This window comes from Achromobacter sp. AONIH1 (assembly GCF_002902905.1).
In the GTDB taxonomy this organism is placed as follows: Bacteria; Pseudomonadota; Gammaproteobacteria; order Burkholderiales; family Burkholderiaceae_B; genus Achromobacter.
This window is the reverse complement of sequence record NZ_CP026124.1, coordinates 3419280-3436828: the sequence shown is the minus strand read 5'-3', so window position 1 is coordinate 3436828 and position 17549 is coordinate 3419280. Positions and strand designations below refer to the sequence as shown.

Sequence of the window (17549 nt, the reverse complement as noted above, 5' to 3'; positions counted from 1 at the left end):
CCGGATTATAAGGTCAGCGTCCAGCCAGCGTACGCTGGTAGACGTCCAGCGTGGCGGCGGCGAAACGGTGCAGGTTGAAGTCGCGCAGCGCCGTTTCCCGGGCGTTGCGGCCCATCTGCCGGACCATTTCCGGCTGGTCCAGCATCAGCCGCAGCCTGGCGGTCATGGCCGGCACGTCGCGCACCGGCACGATCCAGCCGTCCACGCCGTCGGTCACGTTCTCGGGCAGGCCGCCGGCGTCGCTGACCAGGGCCGGCAGGCCCAGGCCCATGATCTCGCGGCAGGCGAAGGACAGCGCCTCGCGGTACGACAGCACGAAACCCGCATGGCAGGACGCCAGCGAGGCGCGCACATCGTCCAGCAGGCCCGGAAAGCGCACCTGGTCGATCATGCCCAGCTCGCGCACGCGCGCCAGCTTCGCCTCGGACGGCGGATCGCCGGCCACCATCAGCAGCACCCGCGCCTTGTCCTCGGGCGGCAGCGCGGCCACGGCGGCCACCAGGTCCAGCCAGCCCTTGTCGTAGTCGGTGCCGCCCGCGCTGCCCAGCAGCAGCTTGCCGCGCCATTGCGGCCCGAAGATCAGCTCGCGCAGCTTGTCCAGGCTGTCGGGCGGCGGCGGCGCGAAGAAATTCGTGTCGATGCCGTGGCGGATGGTGGTGATGGGGCGCCGGCCGTAAGGCGACGCCGCCATGATGCCGTGGATGTAGTCGCTGACGGCGATGCCATGGTCGGTGGCCAGCGCCACCCGCAGCTTGTGGCCGAAGCTGGTCAGCGGATGGTCGTTGTGCTTGGTGAAGACGATGCGCGGGCGGCGCGCCATGGCCAGCGTGGCCAGCATCACCTGCTTGTGGTCGGCCGAGCCGTTGGCGTGGATGATGTCGAAGCCGCCGCGCTTGATCAGCCGGCGCAGCCGGGCCCGGTCGCCGAACCAGGACGAGGGGCGCGTGGTGTAGCGCATGTCCTCGACCGTGACGCCGGGAATCGCCTTGGCGTAGCGGTACAGACGGCTGGTGGACGGCGCCGCCACGGTGATCTGGTGTTCGCGCGACAGCGCCCGCGCCAGGTTGATGATGTAGGTGACGTGCCCGCCGCCGTTGCCGCCGTGGAAGTTCGTGTAAAGGATCTTCACTGCTTGTTCTTCTCGGCCAGGAACATCAGCTTCGAATAGCGGTAGAAGCTGCCCGACGCGGCGGTGACGGCCAGCACCAGGCCGTGGCGGCCGTCCAGGAAGCCCCGGCGGATCAGGTAGATCCGCACGAAGGTCCAGAAGCTGTGCCCCAGCGCGCCGAAGATCGAGGTGCGCCGGCCCTTGGCGTACATCGACGCGGCGGCGTCCGACGAATAGCGGTTGATCTTGTTGATCAGCGCGTCCAGCGTGTCGTAGGGAAAATGGTGGAAATGGCCCTTGAGCTGCAACGGGCGCTTGCCGTCGTTCGGCACCACGCGCTCATGCACGTAGGCGTCGTTGAAGCGCGCCGTGCCGCGCTTGAACAGGCGCACCACGTAGTCGGGCCACCAGCCGCTGTGGCGGATGTCGCGGCCGCAGAAATTGGACAGGCGCGGCATTTCATAGACATCGCCGCGCGGCGCCTTGAGCGTTTCCTGGATCTCGCGCGCCAGTTCGGGCGTGACCAGTTCGTCGGCGTCGATGGACAGCACCCAGTCGCCGGTCGCCAGGTCCACGGCGCGATTCTTCTGCGGCCCGAAACCGGGCCAGTCGCTCGTCACTTCCACGCGCGCGCCCAGCGCGCGGGCCAGCTCGACCGTGCCGTCGGTGCTGCCGGAGTCCACCACGATGAATTCGTCGGCGAAGTCCACGGACTTGAGGCATTTGGCGATGTGGGCCGCCTCGTTCTTGGTGATGATGATGACCGATAGCTTCATCCGCGATTCCTAAGACGCTTTTTCCAGGCTTTCCAGGCGTGGTAGCGCGGACCCCAGAACGGGTCGCGCGACAGCCAGATGCGCCGGTTGAGCCAGGAGCCGCCGCGATTGCGCACCGCGAAGCGGTAGATGTGCTCGGGATCCGCGCCGGGCGTGTTCTGGCCGAAAGGGTCGGTAGTGTACAGGTGCCGGAAGCCGGCCTCGCGCGCCGCCGCCACGTAGTCGGCGTCGAAATAACCCTGCGGCCAGCACAGGTGGTCGCTGACGCTGCCCAGGCGGCCGGCCAGCGCCTCGCGCGACAGCCGCAGCTCGTCGGCGATGCGGGCGCGCTTGGCCTGGACGTCGCCGGCGCATTCCTTGTCCCAGCGCGTGTGCGTGTGGGTATGGGAATGGAATTCGAACGTGCCGGCGGCGCGCATGGCCTCGATCTCGCTCCAGCGCAGCATGACCTCGTCGGCGCGGCCGGCGGCGACCAGCTGCTTGCAGGCGTCGTGGTCCGGCGTGGCGGGCAGCGGGCCGCCCTGCCCCGCATGCGGCCGGACGGGGCCGTCGCCGATCCAGCCGGTGATGATGAACAGGACGGCGCGCATGCCGTGGCGCGCCAGCACCGGATGCGCGTGGACCCAGTTGTTCAGGTAGCCGTCGTCGAAGGTGATCAGCACCGAACGCTCGGGCACGGGCGCGCCGGCCAGGCAGGCGGCGAACTGATCGGCCGACAGCGACTGGTAGCCGGCGCGCGCCAGGCGCGCGATCTGGTCCTCGAACACGTCCGGCGTGGCGGCGATCATGCCGCCGGCCGGCGTCACGTGGTGGTACATCAGCACCGGCACGTTGGGCGCGCTGCGCGTGCTCATTTGCCGCGCTCCGCCAGCCACTTGCCGTAGACCGCCTCGGTGGTCTCGGCCAGCCGGGACGGCGAGAACACGCCCTCGTCCCAGACCAGCTTGCGGCCGGCCTCGCCCATGGCGCGGCGCAGCGCCGGATCGTCGATCAATCGCGTCAGCGCGGCGGCCAGCGCCGCCGGATCCTTGGGCGGCACCAGGATGCCGGTCTCGCCGTCGCGGAACATCTCGGACACGCCGCCCACGTCCGTGCCGACCACGGGCAGGCCGCTGGCCTGCGCCTCGACGTAGACGGTGCCGGACGCTTCCTGCTGGGTGGCCAGCGCGAACAGGTCGAAACCGGCCAGCAGGTTGGGCACGTCGCGCCGCATGCCCATCAGGTGGATGCGGTCCTGCAGGCCCAGTTGCGCCACGTATTCCTGGGTCTGCTCGAATACCGGCGAACCGCCCCCGACGAACACCAGGTGCAGCTTGGGACGGCTGGCCATCAGCGGAGCGATCGCGTCGATCAGGTCCTTGTGGCCCTTGGTGGCGCGCATCACGGCCACACAGCCGACCACCACGTCGTCCTGGGCCAGGCCCAGCTCGCCGCGCAGCGTGGAATGCTCCACGGGCGGCGGCAGCACGATGGGCGAGTACACGGTGGCCACGCGATCCGGCGGCACGCCGCGATCGATCAGGTGCTGGCGCACGTGGTCGCTGACGGTGGTGACGCAGTGCGGCAGCCGGGTATAGGACCACAGCGAGCCGACCTTGTTGGACAGATGCCGCGTGCGCACGATCAGCGGCGTGCCGGCCAGCCGGCCGGCCGCCGCCGCGATCACGGTATCGCGCCGGCTGTGCGTGTTGAGCACGTCGAAACGGCCCGCCCGCAGAATGCCGCGAATGATGGCCACGCCCTTCAGGTAATTGAGCGGGCCGTCCATTTCCAGCGTGTGCACGGTGAAACCGGCCTCGGACAGGCGCGTGGCCAGCAGCGCCTGCGGCTGGCAGATGGCCTCGACATGATGCCCGCGCGCGCGCATGGCATTCATTTCCTTGAAGATGCGGCCTTCCTGGCCGCCGAAGCTGGTGGCGGCTTCGGAGTGGACGATACGCAGCTTACGCATCAGTAGGTGACCTCGACGCCGTCGGGCTTGGTCCAGGCGTTCAGGTTCTCGAACAGCGCGTCGGCCATGCGCACGCGCCATTCCTCGCCCAGCCGGACCGTGCACAGGAAATTGTTCTTGGTGTAGACGATATCGACCGGCACCCCGGGGATGCCGTTCTCGGGCTCGGCGCGGAACGGATTGAGCAGCTGCCGCAGCCGCGCGGCGTCGGCGCCGCCGTTGAGCTTGACGCGCAGCGACTTGGCGCGCGCCTCGCGCGCCAGCTGCAGGTCATACAACTGGTCGGCCACGATGCGCATGCCGCCGGAATAATCGTCGTTGCTGACTTTGCCCTGCACGATGATGAGCTGGTCCTCGCGCAGCCGGTTGCGGTGCTTTTCGTAGAGTTCGTTGAACACCGAGATCTCGACTTGGGCGGTGCCGTCGTCCAGCACGGCGAACACCATCTTGCCCCGGCGCGTCATCATGGTGCGCACGCCGGCCAGCACGCCGCACATCCATTGCAGGTCGCGCTGCGGCTCCAGGCGCGCCAGCTGCATGGGCACGATGCGGCGCACTTCGTCGCGCCAGGCGTCGAACAGGTGGCCGCTGTAGTAGTAGCCCAGCGCCGATTTTTCCTCGGTGAGCTTCTTGTGCAGGTCCCAGGGCGCGACCTTGGCCAGCTCGCCGGCCACCACGTCGCCGCTGTCGTCGCCGAACAGCGAAGCCTGGTTGGCGCTGCGCGCGGCCTGCTCGGCCGCTTCCATGGCCGTGGGCACCGAGGCCAGCATGGCGGCGCGGTTGGGCTCGATGCCATCGAAGGCGCCCGCCTTGATCAGCGCCTCGATGGTGCGCCGGTTGACCGAATGCTTGCTGACACGGCGGCAGAAGTCGAACAGGTTCTGGAACGGGCCGCCTTCCTTGCGCGCCCGCAGGATTTCCTCGACCGCGCCCTGCCCCGTGCCCTTGACCGCGCCCAGGCCGTAGCGCATGGTGCGCGGCGGCTTGCCCTTCTCGGTGTGCTTGTCGGCCACCGGCTCGAAGCGGTAGCCCGAGTGGTTCACGTCCGGCGGCAGCACCTCGACGCCGTTGTCCTGGGCGTCGCGGCAGAAAATCTGCACCTTGTCGGTGTCGTCCATGTCGGAAGACATGGTGGCGGCCAGGAACTCGGTCGGGTGATACGCCTTGAGCCAGGCGGTCTGGTACGAGATCAGCGCGTAGGCGGCCGAGTGCGACTTGTTGAAGCCGTAGCCCGCGAACTTCTCCATCAGGTCGAACAGCTTGACCGCCAGGTCCGGGTCATGGCCCTTTTCCTTGGCGCCCTGCTCGAACAGCTCGCGGTGCTTGGCCATTTCCTCGGGCTTTTTCTTGCCCATGGCGCGGCGCAGCAGGTCGGCGCCGCCCAGCGAGTAGCCACCGATGATCTGCGAGATCAGCATCACCTGTTCCTGGTAGACGATGACCCCATAGGTGCTCTTGAGGGTGCTCTCCAAGTCGGAGTGGAAGTAGTCCACCGAGGCGCGGCCGTGCTTGCGGTTGACGAAATCGTCCACCATGCCCGATTCCAGCGGCCCCGGACGGTACAGGGCCAGCATGGCGATGATATCTTCGAAGGTGTTGGGCCGCAGCTTCTTGAGCAGCTCCTTCATGCCGCGCGATTCCAGCTGGAACACCGCCGTGGTGTTGGCGTCGCACAGGATCTTGTAAGCCGCCGCGTCGTCCAGCTCCAGCGCCATCACGTCGAAGTCGCGCTTGTCCGCGTTGAACTGGCGCACGTAGCGCACGGCCCAGTCCAGAATGGTCAGGTTGCGCAGGCCCAGGAAGTCGAACTTCACCAGGCCGGCGGCCTCGACGTCGTCCTTGTCGAACTGCGAGACCGCGCTGTTTTCCTGGCCGGGCTGGCAATACAGCGGGCAGAAGTCGGTCAGCTTGCCGGGCGCGATCAGCACGCCGCCGGCGTGCATGCCGATGTTGCGGGTCAGGCCCTCGAGCGGCTTGGCCAGGTCCACCAGTCCGCGCACTTCCTCTTCCTGCTCGTAGCGTTCCTTGAAGGCCGGCTCGTCCTTGAGCGTGCGCTCCAGCGACCAAGGATCCATCGGGTTGAACGGGATCAGCTTGGACAGGCCGTCGCAGAACATATAGGGCATGTCCAGCACCCGGCCGGCGTCGCGCACCACGGCCTTGGCGCCCAGCGTGCCGAAGGTGGCGATCTGGCTCACGGCCGCGCGCCCGTATTTTTCCTTGACGTAGTCGATGACGCGTTCGCGGTTGTCCTGGCAGAAGTCGATATCGAAGTCGGGCATGGACACCCGCTCCGGATTCAGGAAGCGCTCGAACAGCAGGTCATAGCGGATCGGGTCCAGGTCGGTGATGCCCAACGCGTAGGCCACCAGCGAGCCGGCGCCCGAGCCCCGGCCGGGGCCCACGGGCACGCCATTGTTCTTGCCCCAGTTGATGAAGTCCTGCACGATCAGGAAGTAGCCCGGGAAGCCCATCTGGATGATGGTCTTGCACTCCCAGCGCAGGCGTTCGTAGTACTGCTCGCGCTTGGACTCGCGCACGGCCTCGTCCGGGAACAGGAAGGCCAGGCGCTTTTCCAGGCCCTGCTCGGACAGCTGCACCAGGTAGTCGTCCAGCGACACGCCATCGGGCGTGGGGAAGTTGGGCAGGCGCGGCTTGCCCAGCACCAGGCTCAGGTTGCAGCGCTTGGCGATCTCGACCGTGTTGGCCAGCGCCGAGGGCACGTCGGCGTAGCGCCGGTGCATTTCCTCGGAACTGAGCAGGTATTGATCCTTGGTGAAGCGGCGCACGCGGCGCGGATTGGCCAGGATCTCGCCTTCGGCGATGCAGACGCGGGCCTCGTGGGCCTGGAATTCGTGCTCGTCCAGGAACTGCACCGGATGCGTGGCCACCACCGGCAGGCCGGCCTCGGCCGCCAGCCGCATGGCCGCCTGGGTGTAGGCTTCGTCGCCGTCGAAACCGGCGCGCTGCAGCTCGATGTAGTAGCTGCCCGGAAATAGAAGCGCCCACTGGCGCGCCAGCGCCAGCGCCGACACGGCGTTGCCGGCGTCCAGCGCCTGGCCCACGTCGCCCATGCGCCCGCCCGACAGGGCGATCAGGCCTTCCTGGCCCTGCAGCCATTCGCGCCGGATCTCGGCCCGACCCTTGCCCTGGTTGACCAGGAAGGACTGGGTCAACAGCTCGCACAGGTTCAGGTAGCCCTGGTGATTGCGCACCAGCAACAGCAGGCGGAACGGCTTGTCGCGATCGTCGTCGTTGGTGATCCAGACGTCGCAGCCGGCGATGGGCTTGATCCCGGCGCCGCGCGCGCCCTTGTAGAACTTGATCAGGCCGAACAGGTTCGACAGGTCGGTCAGCGCCACGGCCGGCTGGCCCAGCTTGGCGACCCGCTTGATCAGGTCGGGAATGCGCACGATGCCGTCGACGACCGAGAACTCGGAGTGGACGCGCAGGTGGACAAAGGGGGACGGAGTTGTTGCGGCTTCGGACATGGCCGGAATTGTACCCAGTCATATCGGTCAAAACCCCTTTCTCGCCGGGATCCCGATCCTGGCGCCCCGCAACCCTGTGTAACAATACGCCTTGCACCCGAAATCCTGTTCCAGGACGAGATTCACGTATGAAATGGCTCATTCCCGGGATCTGGCTCGCCGCCATCCTGTTTGCGCACTTCCGAGGCCGCGTCAAGCTGCCGCTGCGCCGCCAGCTGCTGGACCACTCCGTGCTGCTGGCGCCGGTCAACGCCTTCATGGTGCTGGCCTCGCGCGTGCCCACCACGCCCTACCTGCCGTCGCGCGAGATCGACGAGCTGAAGGTGCTCGATGACAATTGGGAGACGATCCGCGACGAAGCGCTGCAGATGGCCGAGATGCGCCGCATCCGCGCGGCCGACGGGCACAACGACATCGGCTTCAGCTCCTTTTTCAAGTACGGCTGGAAGCGCTTCTACCTGAAGTGGTATGACGCCCGCCACCCCTCGGCCGAGGAGCTCTGCCCCAAGACCGTGGCCATCCTCAAGACGCTGCCCAAGGTCAAGGCCGCCATGTTCGCCGAGCTGCCGCCGGACGGCCAGCTCAACCCGCACCGCGACCCCTTCGCCGGCTCGCTGCGCTACCACCTGGGCCTGTCCACCCCCAACGACGACGGCTGCCACATCATCGTGGACGGCGAACCCTACAGCTGGCGCGACGGCGAAAGCGTGGTGTTCGACGAAACCTATGTGCACGAGGCCTACAACAAGACGCAGCAGAACCGCATCATCCTGTTCTGCGACGTCGAGCGTCCGCTCAAGTGGCGCTGGGCCGAGGCCTTCAACCGCTGGTTCGGCCGCGTGGTGATGTCGGCCGCCAGCTCGCCCAACGACGGCGGCGACCAGACCGGCGCCATCAACAAGCTGACGCACGCGCACTGGGTGTTCGAGCAGAAGCGCAAGGCCTTCAAGGCCTGGAACCGCAACGCCTACAAGGCGGTCAAGTACGGCCTGATCGTGCTGGTGGTGGTGGCGTTCATCGCGCTCTGACATCCAGGGCGCGAAGAAAAAAGCCGGCGCGGTCGCCGGCTTTTTTTCATTTGCGCGCCCCCGATCGGGCATCTCAGGCCGCCGGCTCCTGCTCCGGCAGCGTCAGCACGCCGGTCCGGTAGTCGTAGCCGTAGATCTCGCCATAGCGCCCCCACTCCACCGCGATCTTCAGCACGCGCTCGGCCTCGTCGGGCTTGAGGAATTCCTCCAGCGAATCCAGGAAGTTCTTTTCCGGCAGCTGGCCGGTCGGTTCCTGCTCCAGGCTGTGGCGGATATGCGCGGCCAGCGGCACGTGCGCCAGCAGCTGGCGGCCGAAGATGAGCTGCTTCTGGCCCTGGTCGGCCAGCACGTAGCGCTGCCCCAGCGGCGTCAGGAAGATGTCGCCCCGGTCGATCTGGGCCAGGCCGAACAGGCCCAGCGCCTCGCAGGCCGGCAGCAGGTCGTCGTCCGAGATCTCGGCTTCCTCGGCCAGCTTGGGCAGGTCGGCGCGGCCGTTGAACGGCGCCTCGGCCAGCACGTCCAGCACGCCCTCCATGCGCTCGACCTCGGTCTGCGGAAAGCGGTAGCCCAGGCCCTGCTGGCGCGGCGTGGGCGCGCCATGCGCCGGACGCGAGGTCATCAGCGCATAGACCTCGTCGATCAGCGCCCGCACCTCGGCCGAATCCGGGTTGCGCGGCCGGGGCAGCCCGATCTGCACCTGGCTGCGGATGCGGCCCGGATCGCTGGCGAACACGATGATGCGATCGGCCATCATGACCGCTTCCTCGATATTGTGCGAGACGATCAGGATGCCCTTGGTCGAGATGCGGCTTTCGTCCCAGAGTTCCAGCATGTCGTCGCGCAGCGTCTCGCCGGTCAGCACGTCCAGCGCCGAGAAAGCCTCGTCCATCAGCAGCACGTCGGGGTTCATCACCAGCGCCCGGGCGATGCCCACGCGCTGGCGCATGCCGCCGGACAGCTCGCGCGGCAGCGCCCCGCCAAAGCCACCCAGGCCGATCAGGTCCAGCACCTCGTCGGCGCGGCGGGCGCGCTCGGCCGGCGCCACGCCCTGCGCCTCCAGTCCCAGCTCCACGTTCTGCTGGGCCGTCAGCCACGGAAACAGCGCGAAGGACTGGAACACCATGGAGATGCCCGCCGCCGGGCCGTACACCGGCTGGCCCCGGTACATGACGGTGCCCTGGTCGGCATTGACCAGGCCCGCCATGATGCGCAGCAGCGTGGACTTGCCCGAGCCGGACTTGCCCAGCAGGGCCACGATCTCGCCTTCATGCAGGATGAAATCCACATGCTCCAGCACATGCCGCGCCGTGCCGTCGGCGGCGCGGAAGGACTTGCCCACATCATGCAGTTCGATCAGGGTATTGGCGTTCATGAGGTTTCCTAGCGGCCCTGGTCCTGGGCCAACAGATAGAGCTTGCGCCAGAAGAACCGGTTCAGCAGCATGACGAACACGCACATCACGCCGATGCCCAGCGCGATGCGGTGGAAGTCGCCCTGCTCGGTCATCTGCTTGATGTAGCTGCCCAGGCCGGTGGCCATCAGCGAGGTGTCGCCCCAGCTCACATACTCGGACACGATGCTGGCGTTCCACGAGCCGCCGCTGGCGGTGATGGCGCCGGTGATGAAGCTGGGGAACACGGCTGGCAGATAGACCCGGCGCCACAACAGCCAGCCCTTCAGCCCGAGGTTGGCCGAGGCCAGTCGCAGTTCGTTGGGAATGGTGGACGCGCCCGCCACCACGTTGAACAGGATGTACCACTGGGTGCCGAACACCATCAGCGGGCTCAGCCAGATGTCCGGATTCAGCTTCCAGGCCACCATCACGAAGACCACCAGCGGGAACAGCAGGTTGACCGGGAAGGCGGCCAGGAACTGCGCCACGGCCTGGACTTTCTGCGAATACTTCGGCCGCAGCCCGATCCAGACCGCCACCGGCACCCAGAACAGCGAGGCCAGCCCGATCAGCAGCAGCACGCGCGCGAGCGTGATGCCGCCCAGGCCCACCACGTGCAGCACCTCGCTCCAGCCCACGTCCTCGTGCACGAAGACCACCAGCTTGTAGGTCGCCAGCAGCGCGCCGGCGGCCAGCAGCGAATCCCAGACGCGCGACCAGCGCGGATCGGGCGCCTTGGCGCGGGCGCGGATCGAGGTGCCGTCATACGGCACGCTGAACCAGCCCAGCGCCCGGCGCATGCGCGCCCAGAAGCGGTTCGACAGCGCCATCATCCAGCGGCTGCGGCGGGTCCAGTCCAGCAGCCAGGACTGCTGCGCGGCGTCGCCCTGCGATTCCTCGAAGCGGAACTTGTCGGCCCAGGCCAGCAGCGGGCGGAAGAACAGCTGGTCGTACAGCAGGATGCCGGCCATCATGGCCAGGATGGCCCAGGCGATGGCGGCGCCGTTCTCCGATTCGATGGCCACCGCGATGTAGGAACCGATGCCGGGCAGCTTGATGTCCTGGCCCGCCACCGAAATGGCCTCGGCCGCCACCAGGAAGAACCAGCCGCCCGACATGGATATCATCATGTTCCACAGCAGGCCCGGCGTGGCATAGGGCAGCTCAAGCCGCCAGAAACGCTGCCAGCCCGACAGCCGGAACACGCGCGCCGCCTCGTGCAGCTCGGGCGGCACCGTGCGCATGGACTGGTACAGGCTGAACGCCATGTTCCAGGCCTGCGAGGTGAAGATGGCGAAGATGGCGGCGCATTCCACGCCCAGCAGGTTGCCGGGAAATAGCGCGATGAAGGGCGCGATGGCGATGGCCTGGAAACCCAGGATGGGCACCGATTGCAGGATGTCCAGCATCGGGACCATGGCCTTTTCCGCCGTCCGGTACTTGGCCGCGATGGCGGCGAAGACGAAGCTGAACAGCAGCGAGAACGCCAGCGCCGTGAACATGCGCAGGATGGTGCGCAGCAGGTAATACGGCAGATAGACCGGATCCAGCGAGATCGGCAGTTCCTCGCCCACGGCGAAGGGCCGGCTCATCTGCGAGGCGCCGTAGGCCATCAGCGCCAGGATCGCCAGCACCAGCGGCAGCAGGCCCCAGTCCCATCGATTGGGCGCCGAGCGGGACAGGGATGACGGGCGGGTCCGGTTGCTGAACAGCTCGAACATGGCGGCAAGGCTCCAAGGCGGAGGGAGTCGAAAAGCCCGAGCATTCAAGCATAACCAGATGACGCATTTCTGAACGTCGGCACTTGAAATCCCTGGCTATTTCACCCTGCTTTCAAGCCACTTTCAACCCACTTGCGCACGACCCAAAAAACGAGACCTCGCGGAGCCCACAACCCTTCTGGGCGCTCCACTTCCACCATGCCCGCCCCCCAGGTTGTCACGCTGCCACAACACTCACGCCCCGCAAGCAACAGACGCTCCCCCATCGGGATGCCACGGAGCCGGCTTTGCCGGTCCGTCGGCATGCCCCTGGGGGAAGCGCGCAGCGCTCGGGGGGGTCATCTCTTTATGGATTCCCAGCTCTTCATCAGCCGCTTGACCGACACCGGCATCGGCGTGCGCAGCTCCTGGGCGAACAGGGCCACCCGCAGCTCTTCCAGCAGCCAGCGGAACTCGTCCAGGCGCGGATCCGGCGCGCCCTTCAGCGCCGAACGCGCGCGCTGGTACTGCGTCAGCAGCGGCGCCATCTCGGCCACCAGCTTGGCGTCGCGGGCCGGGTCGGCGCGCAGCTTGTCGATGCGCGCCACCGCCGCCTTCAGATAGCGCGGATAGTGCGACAGCTGGGCATAGGGCGTGTCGCGGATGAACCACTTGGGCATCAGCGCGCCCAGCTGCTGCTGCAGGTCGGCATAGGCGGCCGCGTGCGGCTTGGCCTGGGGCAGCTTGCGTTGCAGCGCCGCGTATTCCGTCAGCACCGCGCCGGCCAGCCGCGCCACTTCCTGGGCCAGCAGGCCCAGCCGGCCCTTGCCGTCGGCGCGCCGGGCCTCGAACTGCTGCTGGTTGACCGGCCAGGGCTCGGCCAGGCAGGCCTGGCCCAGCGCGCAATCGATGATCTGGTCGCGCAATTCCTCCTGCGTGCCCAGCGTCATATAGAGCATGCTGATCTTGGTCAGGTCGGCCAGGTTCTTTTCCAGGAACTTGACCTGCTCGCGCAGCCCCAGCCGGAACAGCTTCAGCAGGCCGGCGCGATGATGCTTGCGCGCCTCGTCCGGATCGTCGAACACGTCCAGGTCGCAATGCGCGCCCTTGTCCACCAGCGCCGGATAGCCGATCACCGACTGCCCGCCGCGCTTGATCTCCATGATCTCGGGCAAGGGGCCGAAGGTCCAGCCGGTCAGGTTCTCGTGCGCCAGCGCCTGCGCCACCTCGGTGTCGCGCGCGGCCAGCTGCTGGAACGTGGCCTGGGCCTGCTTGCCGAACTCGGCGCGCAGCTGCGCCAGGTTGCGGCCGGCGGCCAGCATGCGGCCATGCTCGTCGACCACGCGGAAGTTCATGAACAGGTGCGCCGGCAGCGTCTCCAGCTTGAAGTCGGCCTGGGCCGGACGCACCTGCACCTGGTCCCACATGTCCGCGATCACGGCGTCGACCAGCCCGCTCGGCGGCTCGGCCAGGCGCTCGAACCAGCGCTCGTAGAATCCCGCCGCGTAGTCGGGCAGCGGCACGCAATGGCGGCGCAGCTTCTGCGGCAGCGATTTGAGCAGCAGATGCACCTTTTCCTTCAGCATGCCCGGCACCAGCCATTCGCAGCGCGCCGGATCGAGCTGGTTCAGCGCGAACAGCGGCACCGACAGCGTCACGCCATCGCGCGGCGAGCCCGGCTCGAAGTGGTAGTCCAGCGCCATGCTCACGCCCTGCCACTCGACCTTCTTGGGGAAGACCTCGGTGGTGACGCCGGCGGCCTCGTGGCGCATCAGCTCGTCGCGCGTCAGCATGAGCTTGGCGGCGGCGGCCTTGTCCAGCCCGGACACCCACTTTTCCAGCGTCGCGGTCTGCGAGATGTCGGCCGGCAGCTGGCGGTCATAGAAAGCGTAGATCAGCTCGTCGTCGACCAGGATGTCCGGCCGGCGGGTCTGATGCTCCAGCTTCTCGATGCCCGCGATCAGCTTGCGGTTGTGCGCCACGAAGGCCAGCCGCGTATCGATCTCGCCCGGCACCAGCGCCTGACGGATGAACAGCTCGCGCGCGTGACTGGGGTTGACCCGGCCGTAGTGGATGCGCCGGCCGGTATAGATGGTCAGGCCGTACAGCGTGGCGCGCTCGTTGGCGACCACCTGCCCGGCCTTCTTTTCCCAGCGCGGGTCCGACCAGTTCTTGCGCAGCAGGTGCTCGGCCACCCGTTCCAGCCAGGTCGGCTCGATGCGCGCCACGCAGCGCGCGTACAGCCGGGTGGTTTCCACCAGCTCGGCCGCGACCACCCAGCGCCCCGCTTTCTTCACCAGGCGCGAGCCGGGGTGGATATGGAAGCGGATCTCGCGCGCGCCCTGGTAGTGGCCGCCCTCGTCGCTCTTGAAGCCGATATTGCCCAGCAGGCCCGACAGCAGCGCCAGGTGCAGCTGCTCGAAAGTGGCCTCGGTCTGGTTGACGCGCCAGCCCTGCTCGCCCACCAACGCCGACAGCTGGGTATGCACGTCGTGCCACTCGCGCAGCCGGATCGGCGACAGGAAATTCTGGCGCAGCAGCGCCACCAGCTTGCGCTGCGAGCCCTTGTGCTGCACCTGCTCGCCGTACCAGCGCCACAGTTTCAGGAAGGAAATGAACTCCGACTTGTCGTCGGCGAACTTGGCGTGAGCGGCCTCGGCCGCCTCGCGCTCCTGCATGGGACGGTCGCGCGGATCCTGCACCGACAGGGCCGAGGCGATGATCAGCATCTCGGCCAGGCACTGCTGGTCGCGCGCGGCCAGGATCATGCGGCCAATGCGCGGGTCCACCGGCAGCTTGGCCAGCTCCTGGCCGCTGCGGGTCAGCGTAAAGGACGCGCCCGAGGCAGCCTCGGCGCCATCGTCGGCGGCCGACTGCTCGATCGCGCCCAGCTCCTGCAGCAGGTGATAGCCGTCGGCCACCGCGCGTCCCGGCGGCGCCTCGACGAAGGGAAACTGTTCGATGTCGTCCAGCTTCAGCGCTTTCATCCGCAGAATCACCGAGGCCAGCGACGAGCGCAGCACTTCGGGATCGGTGAAAGGCGCGCGCGCGTTGAAGTCCTGCTCGTCGTAAAGGCGGATGCAGACGCCCGGCCCGACCCGGCCGCAACGGCCGGCGCGCTGATTGGCCGAGGCCCGGCTGACCGGCTCGATGCGCAGCTGCTCGACCTTGTTGCGCCAGGAATAGCGCTTGACCCGCGCCAGGCCGCTGTCGACCACGTAGCGGATGCCCGGCACGGTCAGCGAGGTCTCGGCCACGTTGGTGGCCAGCACCACGCGGCGCGCGTTGCCGCGCGGATGGAAGATCTGCTCCTGCTCGGCCTGCGACAGGCGCGCATACAGCGGCAGCACCTCGGTGCCGACCGGGTGATGCTTGCGCAGCGCCTCGGCCGATTCGCGGATCTCGCGCTCGCCGGGCAGGAACACCAGCACGTCGCCCGGGCCGTGGCGCGCGCACTCATCGACCGCGTCGACGATGGCGTCGATCAGGTCGCGCTCCTCGTCGCCGGACATGCGCTCACGGTCCCGTTCGCGCTCGCGGGCCGGCCGCGCGGGCGCCGGCGCGTCCTCGTCCTCGGCCAGCTCCTGGCGCACCGGACGGTAGCGCAGCTCGACCGGGTACAGCCGGCCCGACACCTCGATCACCGGCGCCGGCTTGTCCTCGGCCGCGCCGAAATGGCGCGCGAAGCGTTCGGCGTCGATGGTGGCCGAGGTGATGATGACCTTCAGGTCCGGCCGCCTCGGCAGCAGCTGCTTCAGGTAGCCCAGCAGAAAATCGATGTTGAGGCTGCGCTCGTGCGCCTCGTCGATGATGATGGTGTCGTAGCGACGCAGCAGCGGGTCGCGCTGCGACTCGGCCAGCAGGATGCCGTCGGTCATCAGCTTGATGGCCGCGTTGGGGCCGGTGCGGTCATTGAAGCGCACCTGGTAGCCGACCACCTCGCCCATCGGCGTGTTCAGTTCCTCGGCGATGCGCTTGGCCACCGAGGTCGCGGCCAGGCGGCGCGGCTGGGTGTGGCCGATCATCTTGCGGCGGCCGCGTCCCAGTTCCAGGCAGATCTTGGGCAGCTGCGTGGTCTTGCCCGAGCCGGTCTCGCCGCTGACGATCACGACCTGATGGGCCGCGATGGCGCGCGCGATCTCCTGCCGCCGGGCGCTGACGGGCAGATCCTCGGGATAGGTGACGACGGGAATGGGCCGCTCGGGACGGTCCGCCGGCGCGGCGCGTTCGGCGCGTTCGGTGCGTTCGGTGCGTTCGGTGCGTTCTGTACGTTCGCCGCGCTCGGCGCGCGGCGCGCGCGCGGGACGGGCGCCGCCGGACGCGGGCGCGTCGGGGCTGCCGGGGCCACGGGCCGCTTGCGGCGCGCGCGGACGGGATGATTCAGACATGTGGGATTTATCCGGTTAGCCGGGCATTATAAATTTCCACGGCGTCCCGCGCCCCGCCTGGGCCGCCGGCCGGCGCGCCCCGGCGAAACCCCGGCGGGGCGCGGGCGATTTTTCCGCTGCCCGCCGACCCCGGCAGTCATATAATTTCGCCACGCCGCCCGCGCGGCAGGCCGCCCCCGATGCCGGGGCCCCCGCGCGGACGGCGCCATGGCGCGGCCAGGCGCCGCGCCCGTCCCATATATCAGGAACCTCACCACCCATCATGCCCGACCTGGAACCAGACACCGTCTCCGCCCTCGAAGCCCCCGAATTCGCGCCCGCCCAATTCGTCCGATGGTTCCGAGAGGTGGCGCCCTATGTGCATGCGTTCCGAGGCAAGACGTTCGTGGTGGCGTTCGGCGGCGAGCTGGTGCAGGCCGGCGCGCTGAACACGCTGGTGCAGGATCTGTCGCTGCTGTCCGCGCTGGGCATCCGCCTGGTGCTGGTGCACGGCTCGCGTCCGCAGGTCAATGAGCAGCTGCGCCTGAAGGGCTATACCCAGCAGTTCGATCGCGGCCTGTCGCCCACCGACGCCGCCGCGCTGGAATGCGCCAAGGAAGCCGCCGGCGAGATCCGCCTGGATATCGAGGCCGCGTTCAGCCAGGGCCTGCCCAACACGCCCATGTCGCACTCGCACATCCGGGTCATCTCGGGCAACTTCGTCACGGCCCGCCCCACCGGCGTGCTGGACGGCGTGGACTACAAGCACACCGGCCAGGTCCGCAAGATCGACGTGGACGCGCTGAAGTTCGCCATCGAGAAGGGTTCGTCGGTGGTGCTGCTGTCGCCGCTGGGTTTCTCGCCCACGGGCGACGCCTTCAACCTGGCGATGGAAGACCTGGCCACCAGCGTGGCCGTGGCGCTGCGCGCCGAGAAACTCATCTTCCTGTCCAGCTCGCACGGCGTGCTGAACGACGACGGCACGCCCGACACCGAGCTGGCGCGCGTGGACGCCGACGCGCTGCTGGCCGCCGGCACGCTGGACGAGGAAACCAGCTACTTCCTGCAATTCGCCTCGCTGGCGGTCAAGCGCGGCGTGGCCCGCTCGCACCTGCTGCCCTTCTCGCTGGACGGCAGCGTGCTGCTGGAGATCTTCACCCACGACGGTGTGGGCACCATGGTGGTCGAGGACACGCTGGACGACCTGCGCCCGGCCACCATCGACGACGTCGGCGCCATCCTGAGCCTGATCGAGCCGCTGGAAGCCGACGGCACGCTGGTGCCGCGCCCGCGCAGCGTGATCGAGCGCGACGTCGAGAACTTCACCGTGCTGGAGCACGACGGCGTGATCTACGGCTGCGCCACGCTGCACAACTTCGCCGAGGAGCAGATGGCCGAGATGGCCTGCCTGATCGTGCATCCGGAATGGCAGGGCTCGGGCGAAGGCGAGATCCTGCTGCGCCACATGGAGTCGCGCGCCCGCGCGGCTGGCGCCAAGCGCCTGTTCGTGCTGACCACCCGCACCTCGCACTGGTTCATCAAGCGCGGCTTCGTGCAGGGCGGCATCGCCGACCTGCCGCGCGAAAAGCAGCACAACTACAACCGCTCGCGCAACAGCCTGGTCTTCATCAAGAAGTTGTGACCCCCCGGAAGCGCCATGCGCTTTCCCCTCCAGGGAGCGCCGCCGCGGACCGGCAAAGCCGGATCCGCGCGGCCTCGATCGCGACAACCTTGC

At 68.1% G+C, this 17549-nt stretch carries 10 protein-coding genes; 2 read left to right on the top strand and 8 right to left on the bottom strand.

Annotated features, from left to right (window positions below; all coding sequences use genetic code 11):
* Nucleotides 1-13: 13 nt before the first annotated feature.
* From C2U31_RS15770 to dnaE, 5 genes are read right to left on the bottom strand one after another with little or no spacing between them, the layout of a single operon-like run.
* A complete protein-coding gene (locus C2U31_RS15770) occupies nucleotides 14-1129 on the bottom strand; it encodes a glycosyltransferase (RefSeq protein ID WP_103273623.1) in 1116 nt (371 codons plus the stop codon).
* Nucleotides 1126-1884 carry a glycosyltransferase family 2 protein gene (locus C2U31_RS15765; protein ID WP_103273622.1) on the bottom strand — a complete coding sequence of 253 codons (759 nt, stop codon included), beginning with the start codon at nucleotides 1882-1884 and terminating at the stop codon, nucleotides 1126-1128. The genes C2U31_RS15770 and C2U31_RS15765 overlap by 4 nt, the downstream gene beginning before the upstream one ends.
* Complete coding sequence (locus C2U31_RS15760; protein ID WP_103273621.1) at nucleotides 1881-2738, bottom strand: polysaccharide deacetylase family protein; 858 nt, start codon at nucleotides 2736-2738, stop codon at nucleotides 1881-1883. Before C2U31_RS15760 ends, C2U31_RS15765 begins: the two co-directional genes overlap by 4 nt.
* Nucleotides 2735-3835, bottom strand: coding sequence for a glycosyltransferase family 4 protein (locus C2U31_RS15755; protein WP_103273620.1), 1101 nt, complete (start codon nucleotides 3833-3835; stop codon nucleotides 2735-2737). Before C2U31_RS15755 ends, C2U31_RS15760 begins: the two co-directional genes overlap by 4 nt.
* Nucleotides 3835-7326, bottom strand: coding sequence for a DNA polymerase III subunit alpha (dnaE, locus tag C2U31_RS15750; RefSeq protein WP_103273619.1), 3492 nt, complete (start codon nucleotides 7324-7326; stop codon nucleotides 3835-3837). Before dnaE ends, C2U31_RS15755 begins: the two co-directional genes overlap by 1 nt.
* Nucleotides 7327-7454: 128 nt before the next feature.
* Here dnaE and lpxO point away from each other — a divergent pair, with 128 nt between their 5' ends.
* Nucleotides 7455-8354 carry a lipid A hydroxylase LpxO gene (lpxO, locus tag C2U31_RS15745; RefSeq protein WP_103273618.1) on the top strand — a complete coding sequence of 300 codons (900 nt, stop codon included), beginning with the start codon at nucleotides 7455-7457 and terminating at the stop codon, nucleotides 8352-8354.
* Between the two features lie 73 nt (nucleotides 8355-8427).
* On the opposite strand, the gene C2U31_RS15740 is transcribed toward lpxO, so the two are convergent.
* The 3 genes from C2U31_RS15740 to hrpA all read right to left on the bottom strand — a co-directional run bounded on the left by C2U31_RS15740 (nucleotide 8428) and on the right by hrpA (nucleotide 15835).
* Entirely contained in the window at nucleotides 8428-9726 is a 1299-nt protein-coding gene (locus tag C2U31_RS15740) for a nitrate/sulfonate/bicarbonate ABC transporter ATP-binding protein (RefSeq protein ID WP_103273617.1), read from the bottom strand.
* A gap of 8 nt (nucleotides 9727-9734) precedes the next feature.
* Nucleotides 9735-11468, bottom strand: a complete 1734-nt coding sequence (locus tag C2U31_RS15735) for an ABC transporter permease subunit (RefSeq protein ID WP_103273616.1) — start codon at nucleotides 11466-11468, stop codon at nucleotides 9735-9737.
* A 338-nt stretch (nucleotides 11469-11806) separates the two neighbouring features.
* Nucleotides 11807-15835: an ATP-dependent RNA helicase HrpA gene (gene hrpA, locus C2U31_RS15730; protein WP_103273615.1), complete on the bottom strand. Its 4029-nt coding sequence runs from the start codon at nucleotides 15833-15835 to the stop codon at nucleotides 11807-11809.
* A gap of 262 nt (nucleotides 15836-16097) precedes the next feature.
* Between hrpA and argA the strand changes: the two genes are divergently transcribed.
* Nucleotides 16098-17456, top strand: coding sequence for an amino-acid N-acetyltransferase (gene argA / locus C2U31_RS15725; RefSeq protein ID WP_103273614.1), 1359 nt, complete (start codon nucleotides 16098-16100; stop codon nucleotides 17454-17456).
* Nucleotides 17457-17549: the final 93 nt, after the last annotated feature.

Excerpts from the sequence above, each read along its gene's own strand:
- C2U31_RS15765 (WP_103273622.1), bottom strand. The coding sequence starts at position 1,884 with ATGAAGCTATCGGTCATCATCATCACCAAGAACGAGGCGGCCCACATC.
- dnaE (WP_103273619.1), bottom strand. The coding sequence starts at position 7,326 with ATGTCCGAAGCCGCAACAACTCCGTCCCCCTTTGTCCACCTGCGCGTC.
- C2U31_RS15760 (WP_103273621.1), bottom strand. The coding sequence starts at position 2,738 with ATGAGCACGCGCAGCGCGCCCAACGTGCCGGTGCTGATGTACCACCAC.
- argA (WP_103273614.1), top strand. The coding sequence starts at position 16,098 with ATGCCCGACCTGGAACCAGACACCGTCTCCGCCCTCGAAGCCCCCGAA.
- C2U31_RS15740 (WP_103273617.1), bottom strand. The coding sequence starts at position 9,726 with ATGAACGCCAATACCCTGATCGAACTGCATGATGTGGGCAAGTCCTTC.
- hrpA (WP_103273615.1), bottom strand. The coding sequence starts at position 15,835 with ATGTCTGAATCATCCCGTCCGCGCGCGCCGCAAGCGGCCCGTGGCCCC.
- C2U31_RS15735 (WP_103273616.1), bottom strand. The coding sequence starts at position 11,468 with ATGTTCGAGCTGTTCAGCAACCGGACCCGCCCGTCATCCCTGTCCCGC.
- lpxO (WP_103273618.1), top strand. The coding sequence starts at position 7,455 with ATGAAATGGCTCATTCCCGGGATCTGGCTCGCCGCCATCCTGTTTGCG.
- C2U31_RS15755 (WP_103273620.1), bottom strand. The coding sequence starts at position 3,835 with ATGCGTAAGCTGCGTATCGTCCACTCCGAAGCCGCCACCAGCTTCGGC.